The sequence below is a fragment of the Corynebacterium tuberculostearicum genome, from assembly GCF_046097465.1.
Classification (GTDB): domain Bacteria; phylum Actinomycetota; class Actinomycetes; order Mycobacteriales; family Mycobacteriaceae; genus Corynebacterium; species Corynebacterium tuberculostearicum_I.
Genome location: NZ_CP175799.1, coordinates 1,912,199 through 1,930,245 on the forward strand (window position 1 = coordinate 1,912,199; position 18,047 = coordinate 1,930,245).

Annotated in this window: 14 protein-coding genes, 2 tRNA genes and 1 CRISPR repeat array (1 of these 17 cut by a window edge); of the genes, 7 read left to right on the forward strand and 9 right to left on the reverse strand. The window is 61.2% G+C overall.

Annotation, left to right across the window (positions count from 1 at the left end; translation table 11 throughout):
• Positions 1–570 precede the first annotated feature (570 nt).
• Both ACKFRX_RS09070 and ACKFRX_RS09075 read right to left on the reverse strand, forming a co-directional pair.
• Positions 571–643 (reverse strand) — tRNA-Val (locus ACKFRX_RS09070).
• A gap of 68 nt (positions 644–711) precedes the next feature.
• Positions 712–1,110 (reverse strand): DUF3052 domain-containing protein, encoded by a 399-nt coding sequence (locus tag ACKFRX_RS09075; RefSeq protein WP_005324380.1) that lies wholly within the window; start codon positions 1,108–1,110, stop codon positions 712–714.
• A gap of 337 nt (positions 1,111–1,447) precedes the next feature.
• Between ACKFRX_RS09075 and aceE the strand changes: the two genes are divergently transcribed.
• Positions 1,448–4,195, forward strand: coding sequence for a pyruvate dehydrogenase (acetyl-transferring), homodimeric type (gene aceE, locus ACKFRX_RS09080; protein ID WP_408921019.1), 2,748 nt, complete (start codon positions 1,448–1,450; stop codon positions 4,193–4,195).
• 115 nt (positions 4,196–4,310) lie between these two features.
• On the opposite strand, the gene ACKFRX_RS09085 is transcribed toward aceE, so the two are convergent.
• Positions 4,311–5,309, reverse strand: coding sequence for an alpha/beta fold hydrolase (locus tag ACKFRX_RS09085; protein ID WP_408927696.1), 999 nt, complete (start codon positions 5,307–5,309; stop codon positions 4,311–4,313).
• A 27-nt stretch (positions 5,310–5,336) separates the two neighbouring features.
• On the opposite strand from ACKFRX_RS09085, the gene ACKFRX_RS09090 reads away from it, so the two are divergent.
• Positions 5,337–5,630 carry an acyl carrier protein gene (locus ACKFRX_RS09090; RefSeq protein WP_200435400.1) on the forward strand — a complete coding sequence of 98 codons (294 nt, stop codon included), beginning with the start codon at positions 5,337–5,339 and terminating at the stop codon, positions 5,628–5,630.
• Positions 5,627–6,412, forward strand: a complete 786-nt coding sequence (locus ACKFRX_RS09095; RefSeq protein ID WP_005324369.1) for an HAD-IIA family hydrolase — start codon at positions 5,627–5,629, stop codon at positions 6,410–6,412. The genes ACKFRX_RS09090 and ACKFRX_RS09095 overlap by 4 nt, the downstream gene beginning before the upstream one ends.
• 79 nt (positions 6,413–6,491) lie before the next feature.
• On the opposite strand, the gene ACKFRX_RS09100 is transcribed toward ACKFRX_RS09095, so the two are convergent.
• On the reverse strand, positions 6,492–6,902 hold the full coding sequence (locus tag ACKFRX_RS09100) for a hypothetical protein (protein WP_005328172.1): 411 nt from the start codon (positions 6,900–6,902) through the stop codon (positions 6,492–6,494).
• 475 nt (positions 6,903–7,377) lie between these two features.
• Complete coding sequence (locus ACKFRX_RS09105; RefSeq protein WP_250412975.1) at positions 7,378–8,172, reverse strand: serine hydrolase; 795 nt, start codon at positions 8,170–8,172, stop codon at positions 7,378–7,380.
• Positions 8,173–8,523: 351 nt separating this feature from the next.
• Here ACKFRX_RS09105 and ACKFRX_RS09110 point away from each other — a divergent pair, with 351 nt between their 5' ends.
• Positions 8,524–10,194: an alkaline phosphatase D family protein gene (locus ACKFRX_RS09110; RefSeq protein ID WP_408927697.1), complete on the forward strand. Its 1,671-nt coding sequence runs from the start codon at positions 8,524–8,526 to the stop codon at positions 10,192–10,194.
• Positions 10,195–10,341: 147 nt separating this feature from the next.
• On the opposite strand, the gene ACKFRX_RS09115 is transcribed toward ACKFRX_RS09110, so the two are convergent.
• Complete coding sequence (locus ACKFRX_RS09115) at positions 10,342–11,430, reverse strand: alkene reductase (protein WP_408927698.1); 1,089 nt, start codon at positions 11,428–11,430, stop codon at positions 10,342–10,344.
• Here ACKFRX_RS09115 and ACKFRX_RS09120 point away from each other — a divergent pair.
• Positions 11,429–11,569: a hypothetical protein gene (locus ACKFRX_RS09120; RefSeq protein ID WP_408927699.1), complete on the forward strand. Its 141-nt coding sequence runs from the start codon at positions 11,429–11,431 to the stop codon at positions 11,567–11,569. The genes ACKFRX_RS09115 and ACKFRX_RS09120 overlap by 2 nt on opposite strands.
• Here ACKFRX_RS09120 and ACKFRX_RS09125 read toward each other — a convergent pair.
• Positions 11,566–13,149: a mechanosensitive ion channel family protein gene (locus ACKFRX_RS09125; protein WP_408927700.1), complete on the reverse strand. Its 1,584-nt coding sequence runs from the start codon at positions 13,147–13,149 to the stop codon at positions 11,566–11,568. The genes ACKFRX_RS09120 and ACKFRX_RS09125 overlap by 4 nt on opposite strands.
• 143 nt (positions 13,150–13,292) lie before the next feature.
• On the opposite strand from ACKFRX_RS09125, the gene ACKFRX_RS09130 reads away from it, so the two are divergent.
• Positions 13,293–13,829 carry a hypothetical protein gene (locus ACKFRX_RS09130; RefSeq protein WP_408927701.1) on the forward strand — a complete coding sequence of 179 codons (537 nt, stop codon included), beginning with the start codon at positions 13,293–13,295 and terminating at the stop codon, positions 13,827–13,829.
• 66 nt (positions 13,830–13,895) lie between these two features.
• Here ACKFRX_RS09130 and ACKFRX_RS09135 read toward each other — a convergent pair whose 3' ends face one another.
• Together ACKFRX_RS09135 and ACKFRX_RS09140 are read right to left on the reverse strand one after the other, a co-directional pair.
• Positions 13,896–14,951, reverse strand: coding sequence for a TRIC cation channel family protein (locus ACKFRX_RS09135; RefSeq protein WP_408927702.1), 1,056 nt, complete (start codon positions 14,949–14,951; stop codon positions 13,896–13,898).
• Positions 14,952–15,059: 108 nt separating this feature from the next.
• Positions 15,060–15,133, reverse strand: a tRNA-Ile gene (locus tag ACKFRX_RS09140).
• 132 nt (positions 15,134–15,265) lie between these two features.
• Between ACKFRX_RS09140 and ACKFRX_RS09145 the strand changes: the two genes are divergently transcribed.
• Positions 15,266–16,171: a DUF5067 domain-containing protein gene (locus ACKFRX_RS09145; RefSeq protein ID WP_005328188.1), complete on the forward strand. Its 906-nt coding sequence runs from the start codon at positions 15,266–15,268 to the stop codon at positions 16,169–16,171.
• Positions 16,172–16,277: 106 nt separating this feature from the next.
• Positions 16,278–18,047: direct repeats of the CRISPR family, unit length 28 nt; unit sequence GGCTCATCCCCGCTTACGCGGGGAGCAC; it runs 149 nt beyond the window's last position.

Here is an 18,047-nt window from a genome sequence, read left to right on the forward strand (position 1 = left end):
GCCCGGTGGAAAGCTTAATGACGCCTTTGTCTATATCAGCAGCATTACGCGGATGAATGCCACAGGCTAAAGCGGCATCTTTGCGTCCTAAAGCATTTACACGCAGTTGCAGATAACTACACCGGCGAGTTGTTGCCGCAGCTTTGCGGCCGTACGGATTGCGTTTCCACAAACCAAGCTCAATACCGATTCGATATACCGGAGTAGAGCCTATAGAAAGCTGGCGCGCAATATCCATTGGTGCCACACCTTCAAGCCACAGGCGAGCTATTGCCTGACTGTCAGCCGAGCTAATACGCCTGCGGCGCTTGCGCGGCAAGTCCAACTCACCAGCAAGCCGATAAGCCACCGACCGCGGTAAACCAACCACACCAGCAGCCGCCCGTATTGAACTACCAGCCCGAACCAACGACGCAAACCGCGCCACGACAACAGAATCCGGAACCCATTTCGACTCCACACAATCACCCAACCCATGTCAGGTGTTTCCACGACCGCTAGAAATCAAGGAACGCCCCTATGCGAAAAAGACCGCCTCTCGGAACCAAATCCTAGAGGCGGTCTGCCTTGTGCGGCCTGAGGGGATCGAACCCCCGACCTATTGGGTGTAAACCAATTGCTCTTCCAGCTGAGCTAAAGCCGCATGCGCTCTTGCACTGTTAGAAACAGTAGCGCAGGTTGCTAAAGCAACACAAATCGGCAGGTAAAGACCTACTTCTTGGTGTAGCCACGCTGCACCAAGCACGAGCCTTGCCACTCGCCTAGGCGCTCCGCCTTGGTCTGCACTAGGCCTGCCAGCTGAGCGGACTCAGAGATGAGCCCAGGTTCGACGGTTCCCGGCTTGCCAGCGCCCGGTGTAAGCAGCCAGACTGCGCCGTTATCGGCCAGCGGGCGGCTCGCGTCCACCAGTCCATCCACAAGGTCGCCATCTTCTTCGCGCCACCAAAGAAGGACTACATCGCACAGCTCGTCATTTTCTTCTTCCAAGAAGTCGTCGCCGAGCACGGCCTCGATCGATTCAGAGATTGCGGTATCGCAATCCTCGTCCCAACCAAGCTCCAGGGCGATCTGCCCTTCCTTGATTCCGAGCTTGACTGCAGCGTCAGCCACTATGCATTTCCTTCCTAATTTAGTGAATGTCTGGTCCGCGTATCGCCCGCATCCTGCGGGTAAATCGCGGCTTAATAGAAGTATTTTAACGCCCACCGGCCCCTTTTACCCGCCTAAGGGCCGCAATTCCCCCATTTTGCAGGCCCTGCCGCCAGCGCAGCTGGCTCCACAGAGTTAGCAAACTACCCTCTTTTACCCCACCGAAATTTACAAAGATACTGGTTATGGCGATGTAACGTACCGCACGTCCCCTTAAGTCGGACTTCACAACGACTGTGGATCTGTGAGCGCGTATCCTAGTAAGCAAACTGTGCAGACCCTTAAATAGGAGGTTTAAATGGCCGAGAAGGACGCCCACCAGGGCGACTCCAACTTCCCCCTCATCCGCGACGGCGTTGCATCGTATCTTCACGATAATGATCCAGAAGAGACCCGCGAGTGGATGGACTCCCTCGATGGTCTGCTGGACCACTCCGATCCGGAGCGCGCCCGCTACCTGATGCTGCGCCTGCTCGAGCGCGCCACTGCGAAGCGTGTTGAGATGCCATCGTTGACGTCTACGGACTTCGTCAACACCATCCCCACCACCATGGAGCCGGAATTCCCGGGTGATGAGGAGCTGGAAAAGCGCTACCGCCGCTGGATCCGCTGGAACGCAGCCATCATGGTGCACCGCGCACAGCGCCCGGGCATTGGTGTGGGCGGCCACATCTCCACCTACGCAGGCGCTGCCCCGCTGTATGAGGTCGGCCTGAACCACTTCTTCAAGGGCAAGGACGATCCTTCGGGCGGCGACCAGGTCTTCTTCCAGGGCCACGCTTCCCCAGGCATGTATGCGCGCGCATACATGGAAGGCCGCCTGACCGAAAAGGATCTGGATAGCTTCCGCCAAGAGGTCTCCCGCGGTGAGGGAGAGGGCCTGCCGTCCTACCCGCACCCGCGCCTGATGCCATGGTTCTGGGAATTCCCCACCGTGTCCATGGGCTTGGGCCCGATTAACGCTATCTACCAGGCACGCTTTAATAAGTACCTGGAGACCCGCGGCATCAAGGACACCTCCAACCAGCACGTCTGGGCTTTCTTGGGCGATGGCGAGATGGACGAGCCAGAATCCCGCGGTCTGCTGCAGATCGCATCCCTCTACGAGCTGGATAACCTCACCTTCGTGGTCAACTGCAACCTGCAGCGCCTCGACGGCCCGGTTCGCGGCAATACCCAGATCATCCAGGAGCTGGAGTCCTTCTTCCGCGGCGCCGGCTGGGAGGTCATCAAGGTTATTTGGGGCCGCGGCTGGGATAAGCTGCTAGAAAAGGACACCGAGGGTGCCCTAGTCAACGTCATGAACACCACCTCCGATGGTGACTACCAGACCTTCAAGGCCAACGACGGCGCCTATGTGCGCGAGCACTTCTTCGGCCGCGATGAGCGCACGGCCAAGCTGGTAGAGGACATGTCCGATGATGAGATTTGGGCACTGCGCCGCGGCGGCCACGATTACCGCAAGGTCTACGCCGCCTACGCTCGCGCGCTGGAGAACAAGGGCACCGGCAAGCCAACCGTCATCCTGGCGCACACCATTAAGGGCTACGGCCTGGGCCACAACTTCGAGGGCCGCAACGCTACCCACCAGATGAAGAAGCTGACCCTGGATGACCTGAAGCGCTTCCGCGATAAGCAGGAGATTCCGTTCTCCGACGCGGAGCTGGAGAAGGATCCGTACCTGCCGCCGTACTACCACCCGGGCAAGGATTCCCCGGAGATCAAGTACATGCTGGAGCGTCGTAAAGAGCTCGGCGGCTTCCTGCCGGAGCGCCGTGAGGACTTCACCCCGCTCGAGGCACCGGCGCTGGATAAGCTGCGCTCCGTGCGCAAGGGTTCCGGCAAGCAGGAAGTTGCTACCACCATGGCCTTGGTGCGCACCTTCAAGGAGATCATGCGCAACAAGGAGCTGGGCAAGCGCGTCGTGCCGATCATTCCGGACGAGGCCCGCACCTTTGGTATGGACTCCTGGTTCCCCACCATGAAGATCTGGAACCCGCGCGGCCAGAACTACGTGCCGGTTGACCATGACCTGATGCTTTCCTACCGCGAGGCTACCGACGGCCAGATCATGCACGAGGGCATTTCTGAGGCCGGCGCCGCTGCCTCCTTCACCGCAGCGGCAACGTCCTACGCCACCCAGGGCGAGGCCATGATTCCGCTGTACATCTTCTACTCGATGTTCGGCTTCCAGCGCACCGGCGATGCCTTCTGGGCGGCCGGTGACCAGATGGGCCGCGGCTTCATTATCGGCGCTACCGCCGGCCGCACCACCCTGACCGGTGAGGGCCTGCAGCACATGGACGGCCACTCCCCGGTCTTGGCCGCTACCAACCCGGCCGTGGTTTCTTATGACCCGGCCTTCGGCTACGAGGTTGCGCACCTGGTCACCCGCGGCATTGAGCGCATGTACGGCAAGGACAACGAGGCCATCATGTACTACCTCACCGTCTACAACGAGCCGGTGCACCAGCCTGCCGAGCCGGAGGACTTGGACGTGGAGGGCCTGCACAAGGGCATCTACCACTTCAACACCGCTGAGGGCGGCTCCATTGCCGCCAATATCTTGGCTTCCGGCGTGGGCGTGCACGAGGCGCTGCGCGCGCAGCAGCTGCTTGCCGACGACTTCGATGTCAAGGCCTCCATCTTCTCCGTCACCTCCTGGAACGAACTGGCCCGCGACGGTGCCCGCCGCAACAAGGAGGCCCTGCGCAAGGGCGAGGAGCCGACCGAGGCATTTGCTACCTCCCAGCTCAAGGGCTACGAGGGTCCGTTCGTTGGCGTCTCTGACTTCACCACCGAGCTGCAGGAGCAGATCCGCCCGTACGTCCCAGGTACCTACATCACCTTGGGTGCGGATGGCTTCGGCTTCTCCGATACTCGCGAGGGCGCACGCCGCTACTTCAACATCGATGCCGAGTCCATCGTCGTCGCCGTACTCGATGGCCTGGCTCGCGAGGGCAAGATTGAGCGCTCCGTTGTGGAGAAGGCAGCCAAGGATCTCAAGCTGGATGATCCGACCGCTACCACCCACATCGAGGACTAATCCCCGCATTGGTGCGAGCTAGAACCGCACCAATGCGTTACAAGTAAGGCGCCGTCGGCTTCCCGCCGCGGCGCCTTTTTGCATACCTCCAGAGTGGCTCTATCGAGCGGCCTGCCTATATCGCGTCGAGGACGCGGCCGAGGGCCGCGGAGATAGCCTCAGGGTCTTCAAGAATCACCATGTGTCCGGAGCCTTCCACCGTTTGCAGGCTCGCGGCGGGCCAATTCTCACAGAGCACTTCGGATTGCGAACGCGGGGTGACGATATCGGCGGTGCCCACCACTACTTCACCGTGGAGTTTTGCCAGCCGTTCTGCGGCACCATACTCGGCGTGATCCAAAAGGTCATCGAAGAAGCCGGAATAGGAGGCCAAGGGGGTATCGAGAAGCATGGCAACGTGGAACTGCAGCTTCTCCATCTGGGGAAAGCCGGCTAGGGTCACGGCAAAAAGCGGGGCGATAAAGCGGGCAACTTCAAAGCGGGCACTATCGACGCGCCCGGGCAGGCGCAGGCACAGGCGGTAGAGCGCGTGCAGGGACTTGGACTGCAAAATCTGGGCCACGCCCTTGGCCGCAAAGCGACGCATAGAGGTAGAAATCAGCAACGCGCCCTTGATGCGCTCATACACCTCGGCCGGCGCACGGCGGATGAGGTTCAAGGCAACCATGCCGCCCAGGGAATGGCCCACGATGACCAGATTGCCGTGGGGAGCGCGCTCGCGGATGACGGCTAGGACGTCGTCGGCAGCCGCATCAATGGTGCACTCTTCTGGGGCGACCGTGGAGGATTGCCCATGCCCACGCAGGTCCACCAACAGTGCGCGGGCATTGCGGTCGCGCAGGTAATTGGCCTGGTCATAATAGGCCTCTGCGGACAGGCAATAGCCGTGGATGAAGACCACCGTCACTGGGGCATCCTCTTGGCCAACTTCGTACCAGGCGATGTCTAAGCCATCGTGGTCCACGGTGCCAGACGCGCTGATGTGGGTAAGCCCCGGCTCGGTAGAGGGATCATGCAATCCGCCATAGAGCTTTTCCAGCTCGGCGCGGTGTGAGGGGCGCAGGCGCTTGAGCCAACTACGCGCCACAACGGAAGAACGTTTTCTCAATGCCATAACGGGATCAATACTAGACTGGTGGGCATGGCAAACGACCTCAGTGCCCAATTGCAGGCAAAGTTTAATGCGAGTGCGCCGGACAAGGAGCCGGAGCGCGATACTCTCGGCCAGCTCATCGCGCTCATCCACAAGGTCACCGGGACCGAGGAAGACTTGGGCCGCGAGACCCGCCTGAAGGATATCGGCGTGGAGTCGCTCGATCTGGTGGAGCTTACCGTTCGCGCGGAAGAGGCTTTCCAGGTGCGTTTTTCTGAGGAGACGATGCTCAACAGCGAAACCATCGGCGATATCGCCGAGTATGTGGAGGATCACCAATGATTTCTTACCTATCAGACATGGACGGCGTGCTCATCAAAGAAGGTGAGATGATCCCTGGCGCCGATAAATTTATCCAGGCACTCAAAGACAATGACATCGAGTACATGGTGCTGACCAATAACTCCATGTCTACCCCACGGGACCTGTCAGCCCGCCTGCGCAATACCGGCCTGGACATTCCTGCTGAGCGCATCTGGACCTCCGCTACCGCTACCGCGAACTTTCTTTCCAGCCAGGTAAGCTCCAGCAAGGCCTACGTCGTGGGCGAATCCGGCCTGACCACCGCCATGCATGAAGCGGGCTGGATCCTCACCAACGATGACCCGGACTTCGTTGTACTTGGTGAGACCCGCACCTACTCCTTTGAGGCGATTACCACCGCCATTAACCTCATCCGCGATGGTGCGCGTTTTATTGCCACCAACCCGGATGTCACCGGCCCCGCCCCCACGGGCGTACTTCCAGCTACCGGCGCCGTAGCTGCGCTCATTACCGCCGCCACCAACCGCGAGCCTTATTACGTGGGCAAGCCAAATCCGGTCATGATGCGTTCGGCGCTGAATAATATCGGCGCCCACTCGGAGGAGACGATCATGATTGGTGACCGCATGGATACCGATGTGAAGGCGGGCCTTGAGGCCGGTATGCGCACGGTACTGGTACGTTCCGGCATTTCCGATGACCACGAGATTTCCCGCTACCCGTACCGCCCGTCGGCCGTGCTGAAATCCGTGGCAGAGCTGCCAGACAGGATCCTGGATCCTTTCGCAGAGGCGGAATAGTCCATAGCCGAGCGCACCACCCGGCGGCAGAAGCAAAGGGGTTGGCCAGCAGCAGCTGGTCCAACCCCTTTCGTGCCTTCTACGGCAGGCGCACGGCAGCACTAAAGCCGTGGCGCTGCGCGAGGTAGCGCACGACGCAATCAAGCGCGTCCAGCTCCTCGCGGGTGCCGGTAAGCACCTGGTGACAGCCGATACCGCTGCCTGCGTTGGCGCAGGCGTTGCCGCCTTGGGCAAGCGCCGCTACGGAAAGCCCATCCCGGAACCAACGAGTGCACCACTGAGCGGTCAGTGGGTCATCGCCCGGAATGATAAATTCCGACTCGGTACGGATGCACCGATCCATGGCGTGTTCAATCTCCGAGCGCAGCGTGCGCGGCATCCCGGAAATCTTGAGCACACCGGTGACCACGGTGGCGCCGCCGTTGACGGAGGGCCACGTGGAGGTGGAGGCCGGCTGTTCAACCGGCGCAGGGTTAACGCACGTATTCATAGCCGATTCTCCCTCGACATAGATCACCACCGCACGAGGCCTGCCGGTCCGGCGCGATGCAAGACGAGCTTCGTCTTCCCCAACGAACTGTCTGATGCGTCTGCTCACAATTTTCCTGCGTCACACCCCTCCCTACAACCCTCAACTTTCACTTCAACCCCCATTCGCTAAACCTCAACCCTAGGTACAGACTGGGGCCAAAGTTGCAGGTGAAACCAATGTTACAAATGTGAAATTTGGAGTTTGCTGAGAAAATTCTGCCCCTTCTTGACGGAAGGAAACAGAAGCCCTGCTCACGCACGAGAACGCGCAACTAGAATCTCACGCAACCGCCGCCCGTGCGCTCGCGCCGGTCTCCTGCGCCGGATGGCCCCTTCTCGCACGAAATTCCCCGACTTCTCCCCGCCCCGCGGGGGAGCCTTCCACCGCACCACTTCCCCCAGTGGAAGGCGCTCGCTCCACCAAAGCGGGCAGATTACAAAGAGTTCCAGATGGCGGTATTCGTATCGTGCCAGAGGGGCTTGCACCATTCGCCAAAGTCGCGGTTTGTGAGCGCGACCATGGCATAGTCGCCGGCGACCCAGAGGTAGGTGCCGGACATGCCGAAGTGGCCGACGGCGTCGGCAGGCAGGGCGCCCATCCAGTGATCCTTATCGCCGTGGATTTCAAAGCCTAGGCCCCATGTGCAGTCTTTGAAACTACCGTAGCCCGGAACGATGCCGCGCAGGCCGCCGAAGTGTACGCGGCGCATATCGGTCACGGTGGAGGGGTGCAGGATTTGTGGATTCTGGACTTCCGCGGCAAAGGCCGCGAGGTCCTCCACTGTGGAAACCAAACCGTGCCCGGCCGAGCCTTCAAGCCGGGTGGAGTTCATGCCCAACGGAGCCAAAATGCCTTCGCGCAGGTACTCGGCAAAGTCCATGCCCGTAGCTTCAGCCACGGTATCCGCGGCCCACTCATAACCGGCCGAGGAATAGATGCGGCGCTCGCCCACCGGCTTCTGTGGCTCCCGGGAATCAAAGGAAATGCCAGAGGCGTGCGCAAGGAGGTGCTCGAGCGTGGAGCCCTCCGGGCCGGCGGGCTGCTCTAGCTCCACGGCGCCTTCTTCCACGGCCAGCATCACGCCGTAGGCTGCGACCAGCTTGGTTACCGATGCCACCGGAAACTCGCGGGCGGTATCCCCCACCGTTTCTTGCACCTCGCCGCGGTGCAGCAAGGCTCCGGCCACCGTATCCGCGGGCCACTGGCTAATTTGGCTAAATTCACTCATACTCACCAGCCTACTGAGCCTCATTCGGAAGCACTGGACCGCTGTGGGCGCGCCTTTTTGAGCCGGTCACCCCTTTGGCCTACTGGGCCCGCACACCTTAGGTCCAAGGTGATCGGGCCGATCTGAGCGAATGGACCCCTCAATTCAGCCCTAAAGGCCTCAAATCAGCCCGATCAGAATGGACCTAAGCCACAGACGCCGGCGAAAGCCCCTCGAAACCGCCCAACCGCCAGACGCGTCAGGCCCACAGGAGGCCGCCCAAGTAAACCACCGGTTAAAACAACAAGAACATTTTATGGAATCGGGCAGGAAACGGTTGCACGCCCATTAGACATGAGAAAGCTTTCAACCATGTCTAATAATTCTAAGAACACGGGCAGCGCAGTTAACCGCCGCCGCTTCCTGCAATCCACCGGTACCGCCGGTGCCGCCATCGCTTTGTCCGGTGCAGCCGCCAACGCACAAAGCAGCCTCTCGCCGCGCGTGGAGCAGCACATGGTGGAGCCGAAGCTGGGCGAGCGGCCCTTCCTCCACGGTGTGGCCTCGGGTGACCCGATTCCAGATTCGGTCATCTTGTGGACCCGCGTGACCCCGGATGCCGATGCCATGCCGGGATCCGGACTGGGCGAGGCCACCCCGGTTGAGTGGGAAATTGCCAAGGATGAGGGGTTCGGGGACGTCGTTAAGCGGGGCGAAGTGACCACCGACGCCAGCCAGGACCACACCGTGCACGTGGACCCCCACGGCCTGGAGCCGGAGACCGTGTACTTCTTCCGTTTTAAGGCACAGGAAAAGTACTCGCCCGTCGGCCGCACCAAGACCGCCCCGGCGCTGAGCGCCTCCCCAGAGGAGCTCACCTTCGGCGTGGCTAGCTGCGCTAACTGGGAGTCCGGTTTCTTCAATGCCTATGGCGATATTGCCCAGCGCGGCCGCGCGGACCAGCTGGATTACATGATTTTCTTGGGCGACTATATCTACGAGTATCCGCAGCGCGAATACGCCGGCTATGGCCCGGTGCGCCTGCACCACCCGGCGCACGAGATTATCTCGTTGGAGGATTACCGCATCCGCTTTGGCCGCTACCGCACCGATGAAAACCTGCAGGCCGCACACGCCGCGCTGCCGTGGGTCGTGGTGTGGGATGACCACGAGGTAGCCAACGATAACTGGCGCGAGGGCGCGGAGAACCACACCGAGGGCAAGGAAGGCGCCTTCCTGGACCGCCGCAAGGCCGCGATGCAGGCCTACTTTGAGTGGATGCCGGTGCGCGCGACCAACCCGTCCGAGCAGGGCCACCTCTACCGCAGCCTGACCTTCGGCGATCTGGTGGAGCTGACCATGATGGATCTGCGCACCTACCGCGATGAGCAGGTGCGCTTTGGCCCGCGCAAGATGGCCGCTGAAGGCCGCACGATGCTTGGCTCTGAGCAGTACAACTGGCTGCTCAATAAGATTGAAACCTCTTCTGCCAAGTGGAATATGCTGGGCAATTCCGTCATGTTCTCCCCCATGAACCTGGCTACCCTGCAACAAGATGACAAGACCAAGCCGGTCTCTTCCTCGCTGTCTTCCAATATCACCGGCATTCCGGTCAACGGCGACCAGTGGGATGGCTACTCGGCGGAGCGCCGCTTGCTTATCGACGCCCTCTCAAAGCACGACTCCCACACCCTCTTTGTCACCGGCGATATCCACTCCGAGTGGGCGCACAATATCAGCAAGGATGGCCGCATCTTCGGCGCCGAGATGGTCTGCGCCTCCGTGTCTGCGCCCAATGTGAACGAGCAGCTGAAGCTGCCGGAGGGCAATGAGCTGTCCAAGCTGGCCGAGCGCTACTTGATGGGCGCCAACCCGCACACCCGCCACGTGGATCTGGACCACCACGGCTACAGCTTTGTCACCGTGCGCCCGGATTCGGCGGAAATGCACTGGTTGCGCGTAGATAACCTGCTCACCGCCAAGTCCCCGGTGCGCGAGGCCGTGACCATGACCTGGCGCCCGGGTGAGGGCTACAGCAAATAGTTGTAAGTTCTGTCACATGACAGGTACTCGGTGTTAACGAACGAGTAGTACACCTTCGATAGAGATAGTGAAAGACCCTCTCTGGGGAATTTCACTACCTATCACTCGCCCGCCTTTCGGGCCCCCTTTGGTGCCGCGGATTCTTCCCTAGTCCGCGGCATACTCATAGTCGATGTAGCCGCGCTCGCCGCCCAGGTAGAACGTATCCTGGTCCGGCTCGTTGAGCTCAAGGCCTTCGCGCCAGCGGCGCACCAGATCCGGGTTGGCGATGAGCTGGCGGCCTACTACTGCGGCATCCACGTAATCCAGCTCGATCTCGCGCTGGGCATCCTCCTTGGAGGTAATCGTGGGGAAGCCATCATTCATGAGCACCTTGGTCACGCCGTTTGCGCGTGCCTTCTGTGCCAGCGTGGCGATGAGCTCGCTGTCCGGTTCGCCGTGCAGCAGGGATACATAGGCCAGGTTTAGCGGTGCCAGGGCATCGAGAAGCCCGCCGTAGGTAGCCAGCATGTCTTCCTGGTCGTCTTCGATGACGCCCTGCACGTTGTGTGCCGGGGAGAAACGCACGCCCACGCGGTCGGCACCAATTTCCTCCACCACGGCGCGGATGACCATCTCTGGCAGGCGCCAGCGATTTTCCGGGCTGCCGCCGAATTCATCTTCGCGCTTATTGGCAGACGGCGCCATGAACTCATGCAGCAGGTAGCCATTGGCGCCGTGGATCTCCACGCCGTCGACACCAGCATCAATAGCCCGGCGCGCACCCTGGCGGAATTCGTCCACGATGCGCGGCAGCTCTTCCTTCTTCAGCTCGCGCGGCACCGGTGCGCCCATCTTGCCGGCGAAGCCACGCACGGTTCCGCCCCAGTCAAAGGCGCTCGGCGCCTCTGGGTTCGCACCGTCAATCAGGTCTGGGTGGCTAGTGCGGCCGCCGTGCATGATCTGCATGAACAGGGTGCCGCCTTCCTCGTGCACGCGGTCTGCGACGGCGCGCCAGCCTTCTGCCTGCTCGTCGGTCGCAATGCCCGCCTGGCCCGGGAATGCGCGGTTGGTCCACGCCGGGAAGGTTCCCTCCGTAACCACCAGACCAGCCGTGGCACGCTGCGAGTAGTACTTCTGATGCAGCTCGGTAGGTACACCGCTTTCGCCTGCACGCTGGCGGGTTAGTGCCGCCATGGTGACGCGGTTATCTAGCTTGAATCGGCCAAGTTCCAGTGGTTCGAAAAGTGAAGTCATGCCCAGTGCAACACGCAGCCGGTCCGGACTATTTCACCACTGTCAAAAGGATAATGACACCAGTGTGTATGCCAGCTTTACCTCGCTCAATAATGAGCGCTGGACGGACCGGCTCACTGTAGAAGGCCAGCCCTCCTAGCGCGGCTCTGCTGGGATCTCTTGGCCGGTGCTGCCGGCGGTGCCGGACGCTTGGGTGCCGGTGCCAGCGTCGCTTCCGGCAGTGGGCGCAGTGCCGGACCCGTTGACGGAATTGGTCCCGCCGTTGGCAGCGCTCGGGGCGGGCGAGGCATTGCCAGTAGTGCCTGATCCCTGGCCCCCGCCGCCGGCAGGCGTATCAGTCGCGCCAGTGCCATTAAAGCCTTGCGGGTTGGCGGTCTCCGTGGGAGCAGAGCTGTCTTCTGTCGGCTCGTACTGCGTGCCAGTCTCGGTGGTTTCGGGGGTGGGGTTGGTAGAGGGGGCGTCGGAAAGCTGCGAGGAAGAGGCCGCCGCGCCGCTATCGCGCCAGTGCTCGGGCGAAAGCCAGCCCGCATCCGCATTTTCGGGGTTGCTTGAGGCCAGGGCCAAGGCGCCGACGACAAGCAGAGCCAGGATGAGGCCCGTGGTAGAGGCGCGGACCCGGCCGCCGATAGTGGCGATCTTCTGGAACCTGGTATTGGTCTCCAGCGCGCGCCAGATGCCTTGGGTGGGCGCGGGCTCGTGGTCCTCCTCATCCGGCAGCGCGGGTTTTCCGGGGCCATCGCTATCTGGGCCATCCGCCTCGGGCGACGGGTGTTTCGGCTGGGAGTCGGGGCGCGAGCCCTCCCCTGCCGCGGAGGCATCCTTGACGGATTCTTGGGCCGCGGCATTGTCGCCCACCGGAAGAATCGGGCGCTGGATTTCGTCCAAGTCGGTCACGTTGTAGTGATCCCAGAACTCGGAAAGCAGCGCGGAGCGAATGGCGCGCTCCACCGCCCACTGGCGGGCGGGGGTTACGGTAACCAACACGCGGTAGGTCACGTGCCACGACTGTCCGGCCGCCTGCGGGGCAACCAGCTGGGTGGCCGGCAGCACCTCGAGCTCGCCATTGACGTCTACGGCGATGGACGGTTCCTGGATGGCTTGCTCGGAAATCGTGCGCACCCGGCGCGTGATTTCCGGCAGGGTCTCACCTTCTTGCACCGGCACGTCAAAGTTGACCACGGCGCGCGACCACTCCTGGGAGTAGTTGGTGACCGCGCCGGCCGAGCTATTAGGCACGGTCACCAGCTCGCCGGTGGGTGTGCGCACCTTGGTAGTGCGCAGGGTCAGCATCACCACGGTGCCTTCCACGTCAGTCACGCCATCGAAGCTGACATAGTCGCCCACGCCAAATTGCTTTTCCGAAAGGATGAAGAAGCCAGAGAGGAAATCCGCAATGATGGACTGGGCGCCAAAGCCCACGGCGGCCGAGACTATCGTCGCCGGCACCGCCGCACCTACCGCGGGCACACCGAGATTGGTCAGCGCGGCCCAGATGATAAGGAAGTACGCTGCTGCCTGCACGATGTAGACCAGCGCACCGGTCAGTGCCAGGCGCGCCTTGGTGGCTTCTTCGTCTTCATCGAGGCGGTGCTCCATGATGCGGATGGCCAGCCTGCCGATGCGCGGGATCAAAATGCCTATCAGCAATAGCGCGATAAGCGGTAAGCCGTGGTCAACAAAGAGGCTCCACAGCTCGTAGAAGTAATACTTCAGATTCATGCCCCTAGAGTAGGCCGCCTGCCTGAAAACTGGATGCCAGTTGACTGCCAGCAACCGTGCAAAGCCCTCCCCTGCTGGCGCGCACCCTCTATGCCCTGCGCAAACTCCTGCGAGCTCGGCCGGGCTTGGCTACTCTGTGGGGCATGAAGAAATCATTCCTTATCCCCTTCTTTTCCCTCGCCCTCTTTACCACCGGCTGCGGCGGCAGCAACGACACCGCCACCACCATCTCCACGGTGAAGGAAACCGTGACGGAGACCGCCTCCGAGACCAGCACCACCGAAACCAGCACCGAGGAATCGACCACGGAAGAAACCACGACAGAAACTCCGCAGGAGCGCGAGCCACGCACGGAAACTCCGGAGCCGGCGACGAATAACCAGCAGCAGGCCAACACCGCGGGGTATCAGTGCGCGGACGGCACCTGGGTGGAGTTTGCCGGGCTGTGCAAGGAATCCAATAATCAGCCGCCGGTCCAGCCGGCGCCGCAGCAACAGGCTCCGCAGCAGGGCCAGGCCAATAGCGGCGGCCCGAGCAAGGATTGCCCAGCCTACCTGTGCGGCTATGGCAACGATGCCAATGGCAACCGGAATAAGAGCTCCGGAGAAATCCAGACCCAACATGGCTGCGAGCAGGGCTACATCACGGACCCACAGGTCTGCGGCGCGGTGGGGCGCTAAGCCGTCCCCCGCGAGTCTTCCACGAGCAAGGCCGCCGCGCTAAACCACCGCGCCGAGCCCACAGCCCTAGTCGCGGGAGTTATAACGCTTCATGAGGCGGTCAATGAGCTCATCGGTCAGCTTGTCATCTTCCAGAATGGTATCCAGCAAGCGCTGCGATTCCTCGTGGGAGGCCTGCTCTTCCGCCTCGTAGGAGTCACCGCTAAGGTCCATGCCGAAGTCGATGTTCTCGGTCTCCGCGGTCTGGGCGCTGAGCTGATCGACGTCCGATTCAAACGACTCCATAAACTCGCTGGCCTCCGCGGCCGCTTCCTTGCGCCGCTTGCCGGAGCGCACTTCCTTTTCAATGCGGCGCTGCAGCGCGGCCTCCATCTGGCGGTGGCGCCAGGAGCGCACGCGGTGCGGCTCTAGGCGACGCCCCACCGCACGGCTCTTATTCTCGGCCTTCTTGGCCAGCACCTTTACCTGCGCCGCGGTGTCATTAAGTGGCGCCCATTCCTGGTAGGCCGGCACGCGCCAGCCGGCCCAAATGCCCAGCAGAGCCAAGAAGATGGAAACCAGCGGTCCGATGATCATGCCCACGGCCATCATGTCATAGTGGTGGCCTACCAAGACGATGATCGCGCAGGCCACGGCCGGGATGACCGTCGGCTGGTTATCGCCAAAGACGCTAGGCTCGCGCCCCATGACGATGTCACGAATCATGGATCCGCCGGTGGCGGTAAACACACCCATCATGATGCACGGGATTAGCGGCAGCCCATAGGTAATGGCCTTGACGGCGCCGGTAGCGGCCCAAAGGCCGGACACGACGGCGTCGCCATGCGCTTGCAGATAATCCCAGGTCTTGCCCTTAAAGTAGACAAAGCGGGCAATGAGCGCGCCGGCAAAGGCCAAGTAGAGGTACTCCGGCTGGCTCATGGCCGCCACGGTGCCGCGGTTAATGAGCACGTCGCGCACCATGCCGCCGCCCAAGGAAGAAAACATCGCGATAAAGAAAAATCCGATGATGTCATAGCCGCGCTTGCGCGCCATAGTGCCGCCGATGATTCCCATCAGCAGCACGCCGCTGATATCGGACCAGCGGTAGAGAGATTCAATGAGCGGATCTACTTCAACCATATGGTTATTAGACTTCACCGCCCGCCACCGCGCAATTAGCACACCCATATGCGCAGCCAGGCACCACAGAAGGCGCCGGCATTGCTTGCCGACGCCTCCCTCTCACCGTGGGGCCACCGGGGCTCGAACCCGGGACCAACGGATTATGAGTCCGTAGCTCTAACCGACTGAGCTATAGCCCCACGCGGATCACACACCGCTAGGGCGAAGATCCGCTCCCAAAAGAGTAGCCAATGCGGGGCTAAAGACCAATTTGCCCCCACAAGTCTTGGCACTTTTGTTCGCTTCGTACCCCCAGAGGGTAAAAGTGATTTATGCGCAAAGTATTCTCTTCTCTCATTCTCATCTCTGCACTTACGCTCACCGCATGCTCAGATAGCAGCGACAGCACACCGCAGTCGAAGGACTCCAAGGACTCGCGATCCGATACACAAAATGATTCAAAGTCCATCATCGGTACTTGGAAGCAAGACGACAGCGCTAGTGAGGATGGCTGGATGGAAGCCAGCGTTACCGATGACGTCATTACCGTGGAATGGGTTTTAGATAACGGTGACAATCGCATGATTTATTGGATTGGTTCCTTTGATGCCCAAGGCGCGGCAGCCGGTGAAACTATTACTTCTGATCGCGATGTTGTTGCCACTGACTCGGAGTGGATGGCTACCTCTGCAGAGAAAAAGGACTTCAAATTTGAGGACGGCTCCCTGACTTTCAAGGTTGCCATCGATGACGAAGAATTTACCACTCACATGAAGAAGCTAAAGGATGATCCAACGACTGTAAATGAGCTAAAAAGCACCGACTTCAGCCAAACCTTTAGCGATGGAGTCCTCGATGTTCCAGCCGCCAAGATTGAGATTACTAATCACCGTCTACTAAAACCGGGTGAACCAGGCAACGAAGCGAGTGAAAAGCCTATTCTCGTTTTTGAGTACAACATCACCAACAAGACGAACGAAAACTTAACGGCCTCTGACTTTGTCTCCTATTTCACCGCGGTTCAGGACAATGATCCTAATAAGGTGAACGAACTCAACGTCGGTGCTTACTTCGATCCTGAAATTTCCGATGAGCAGCTTGAGCAGATCAAAGAGGGCGGGACAGTGCCTGGTGCAGTAGCTTACGAACTCGATGACCTGACCACTCCGGTAGAGCTCATTGCTTCTGGAGCCTTTAGCCAAGACGAAATCGGACGCCAAACATTCGACCTTGATTAGTCTCTAGGCTCGAAAAGCGAGGCCCCGAACCTGTGACTCCACAGGGAAAATTCCCCGCTTACCTGGGGAGCACAGTGGGTGGGCATTCCGCTTGAATCCAGTCAAGGGGCCATCCCAGCTTACGCGGGGAGCACAGTTCACTCGTGATTTTGGGCTCGTCATCAATCGGCTCATCCCCGCTTACGCGGAGAGCACGGTTGAGCAAGATTAAGACCGCTGCGGGTGGTGGGCTCATCCCCGCTTACGTGGGGAGCACGAGTTCGAGTGGACGGCCGTAGGCACCCCGAACGGCTCATCCCCGCTTACGCGGGGAGCACGCCACGGAGGAGGCAGCCTGAAACTCAGTCAGGGGCTCATCCCCGCTTACACGGGGAGCACGGCTGGACGGCGCGCGGCCTGTAGTGGGTGCGGGGCTCATCCCCGCTTACGCGGGGAGCACACAACTTCACGGTTGCCAGCGTCCACCCACACGGGCTCATCCCCGCTTACGCGGGGAGCACGTCAGTTCTACTAAATATGTCCGCTTTAGTGGGGGCTCATCCCCGCTTACGCGGGGAGCACAAATCCGCGGTGCGCAGCTCTTTGTCAGTCTTAGGCTCATCCCCGCTTACGCGGGGAGCACGCGGCCACGGCGGCAACGATTCAGTCTCAGGCGGGCTCATCCCCGCTTACGCGGGGAGCACCGATGCTAGGGGATCTGGATATGGCCCGCGCGGGGCTCATCCCCGCTTACGCGGGGAGCACGTCACGGGCGCGGCCGGCATCGTCGGGCAGGCGGGCTCATCCCCGCTTACGCGGGGAGCACTCGAGTGCCATAGTGTCTCCTACTTAGAGGTAGGGCTCATCCCCGCTTACGCGGGGAGCACCCGGTGACCTAGATAAGGTCAATGGCAAAAAGGGGCTCATCCCCGCTTACGCGGGGAGCACTGTGGTGCGGTGGGTTATTCTCCCTCCCCCTCCGGCTCATCCCCGCTTACGCGGGGAGCACGGTCAATCATGTCCTTCTGACTGTTTTGCGCTGGGCTCATCCCCGCTTACGCGGGGAGCACGCGGAGATTAAGCGCGGTGCGACCATCGCTCAGGGCTCATCCCCGCTTACGCGGGGAGCACCCGGGCATGACCGCGCTTTAGTGCGGGTGAGTGGGCTCATCCCCGCTTACGCGGGGAGCACGAAAACATCGAAGATTGTGCAAGCCGCGTGGCCGGCTCATCCCCGCTTACGCGGGGAGCACGTCACGGCCAGCCGGCCAATCACAGCGCGCACAGGCTCATCCCCGCTTACGCGGGGAGCACGCCGGGGCCTTCCACGAATAGCCAGCCGGTTCCGGCTCATCCCCGCTTACGCGGGGAGCACACGACGTTGTCGTTGCCTACGACGATTATTGACGGCTCATCCCCGCTTACGCGGGGAGCACTATGGGCGCTCCGGCTCAGGCGGTCAACGCTGGGGCTCATCCCCGCTTACGCGGGGAGCACCACATCGGGCACGGGGGCAAGGCGTGGGGGTACGGCTCATCCCCGCTTACGCGGGGAGCACTACGGCTGGTCTGATGCTCATGCCGTAGTGGAGGGCTCATCCCCGCTTACGCGGGGAGCACCTATTGGTTGGGGTTGGTGTTGCTTGGTGGCAGGGCTCATCCCCGCTTACGCGGGGAGCACTTTAGGGTAACTCATGTTGTTGGGGCGCGCATGGGCTCATCCCCGCTTACGCGGGGAGCACCGCGGCGTCAGACTCACTGTCCGGGTATTGGGCGGCTCATCCCCGCTTACGCGGGGAGCACATCTCCGATGGAACACCATCATTGTCCTCATCGGGCTCATCCCCGCTTACGCGGGGAGCACGCCGGCGCGTGGGACTCGTATTTCAACGAGTTCG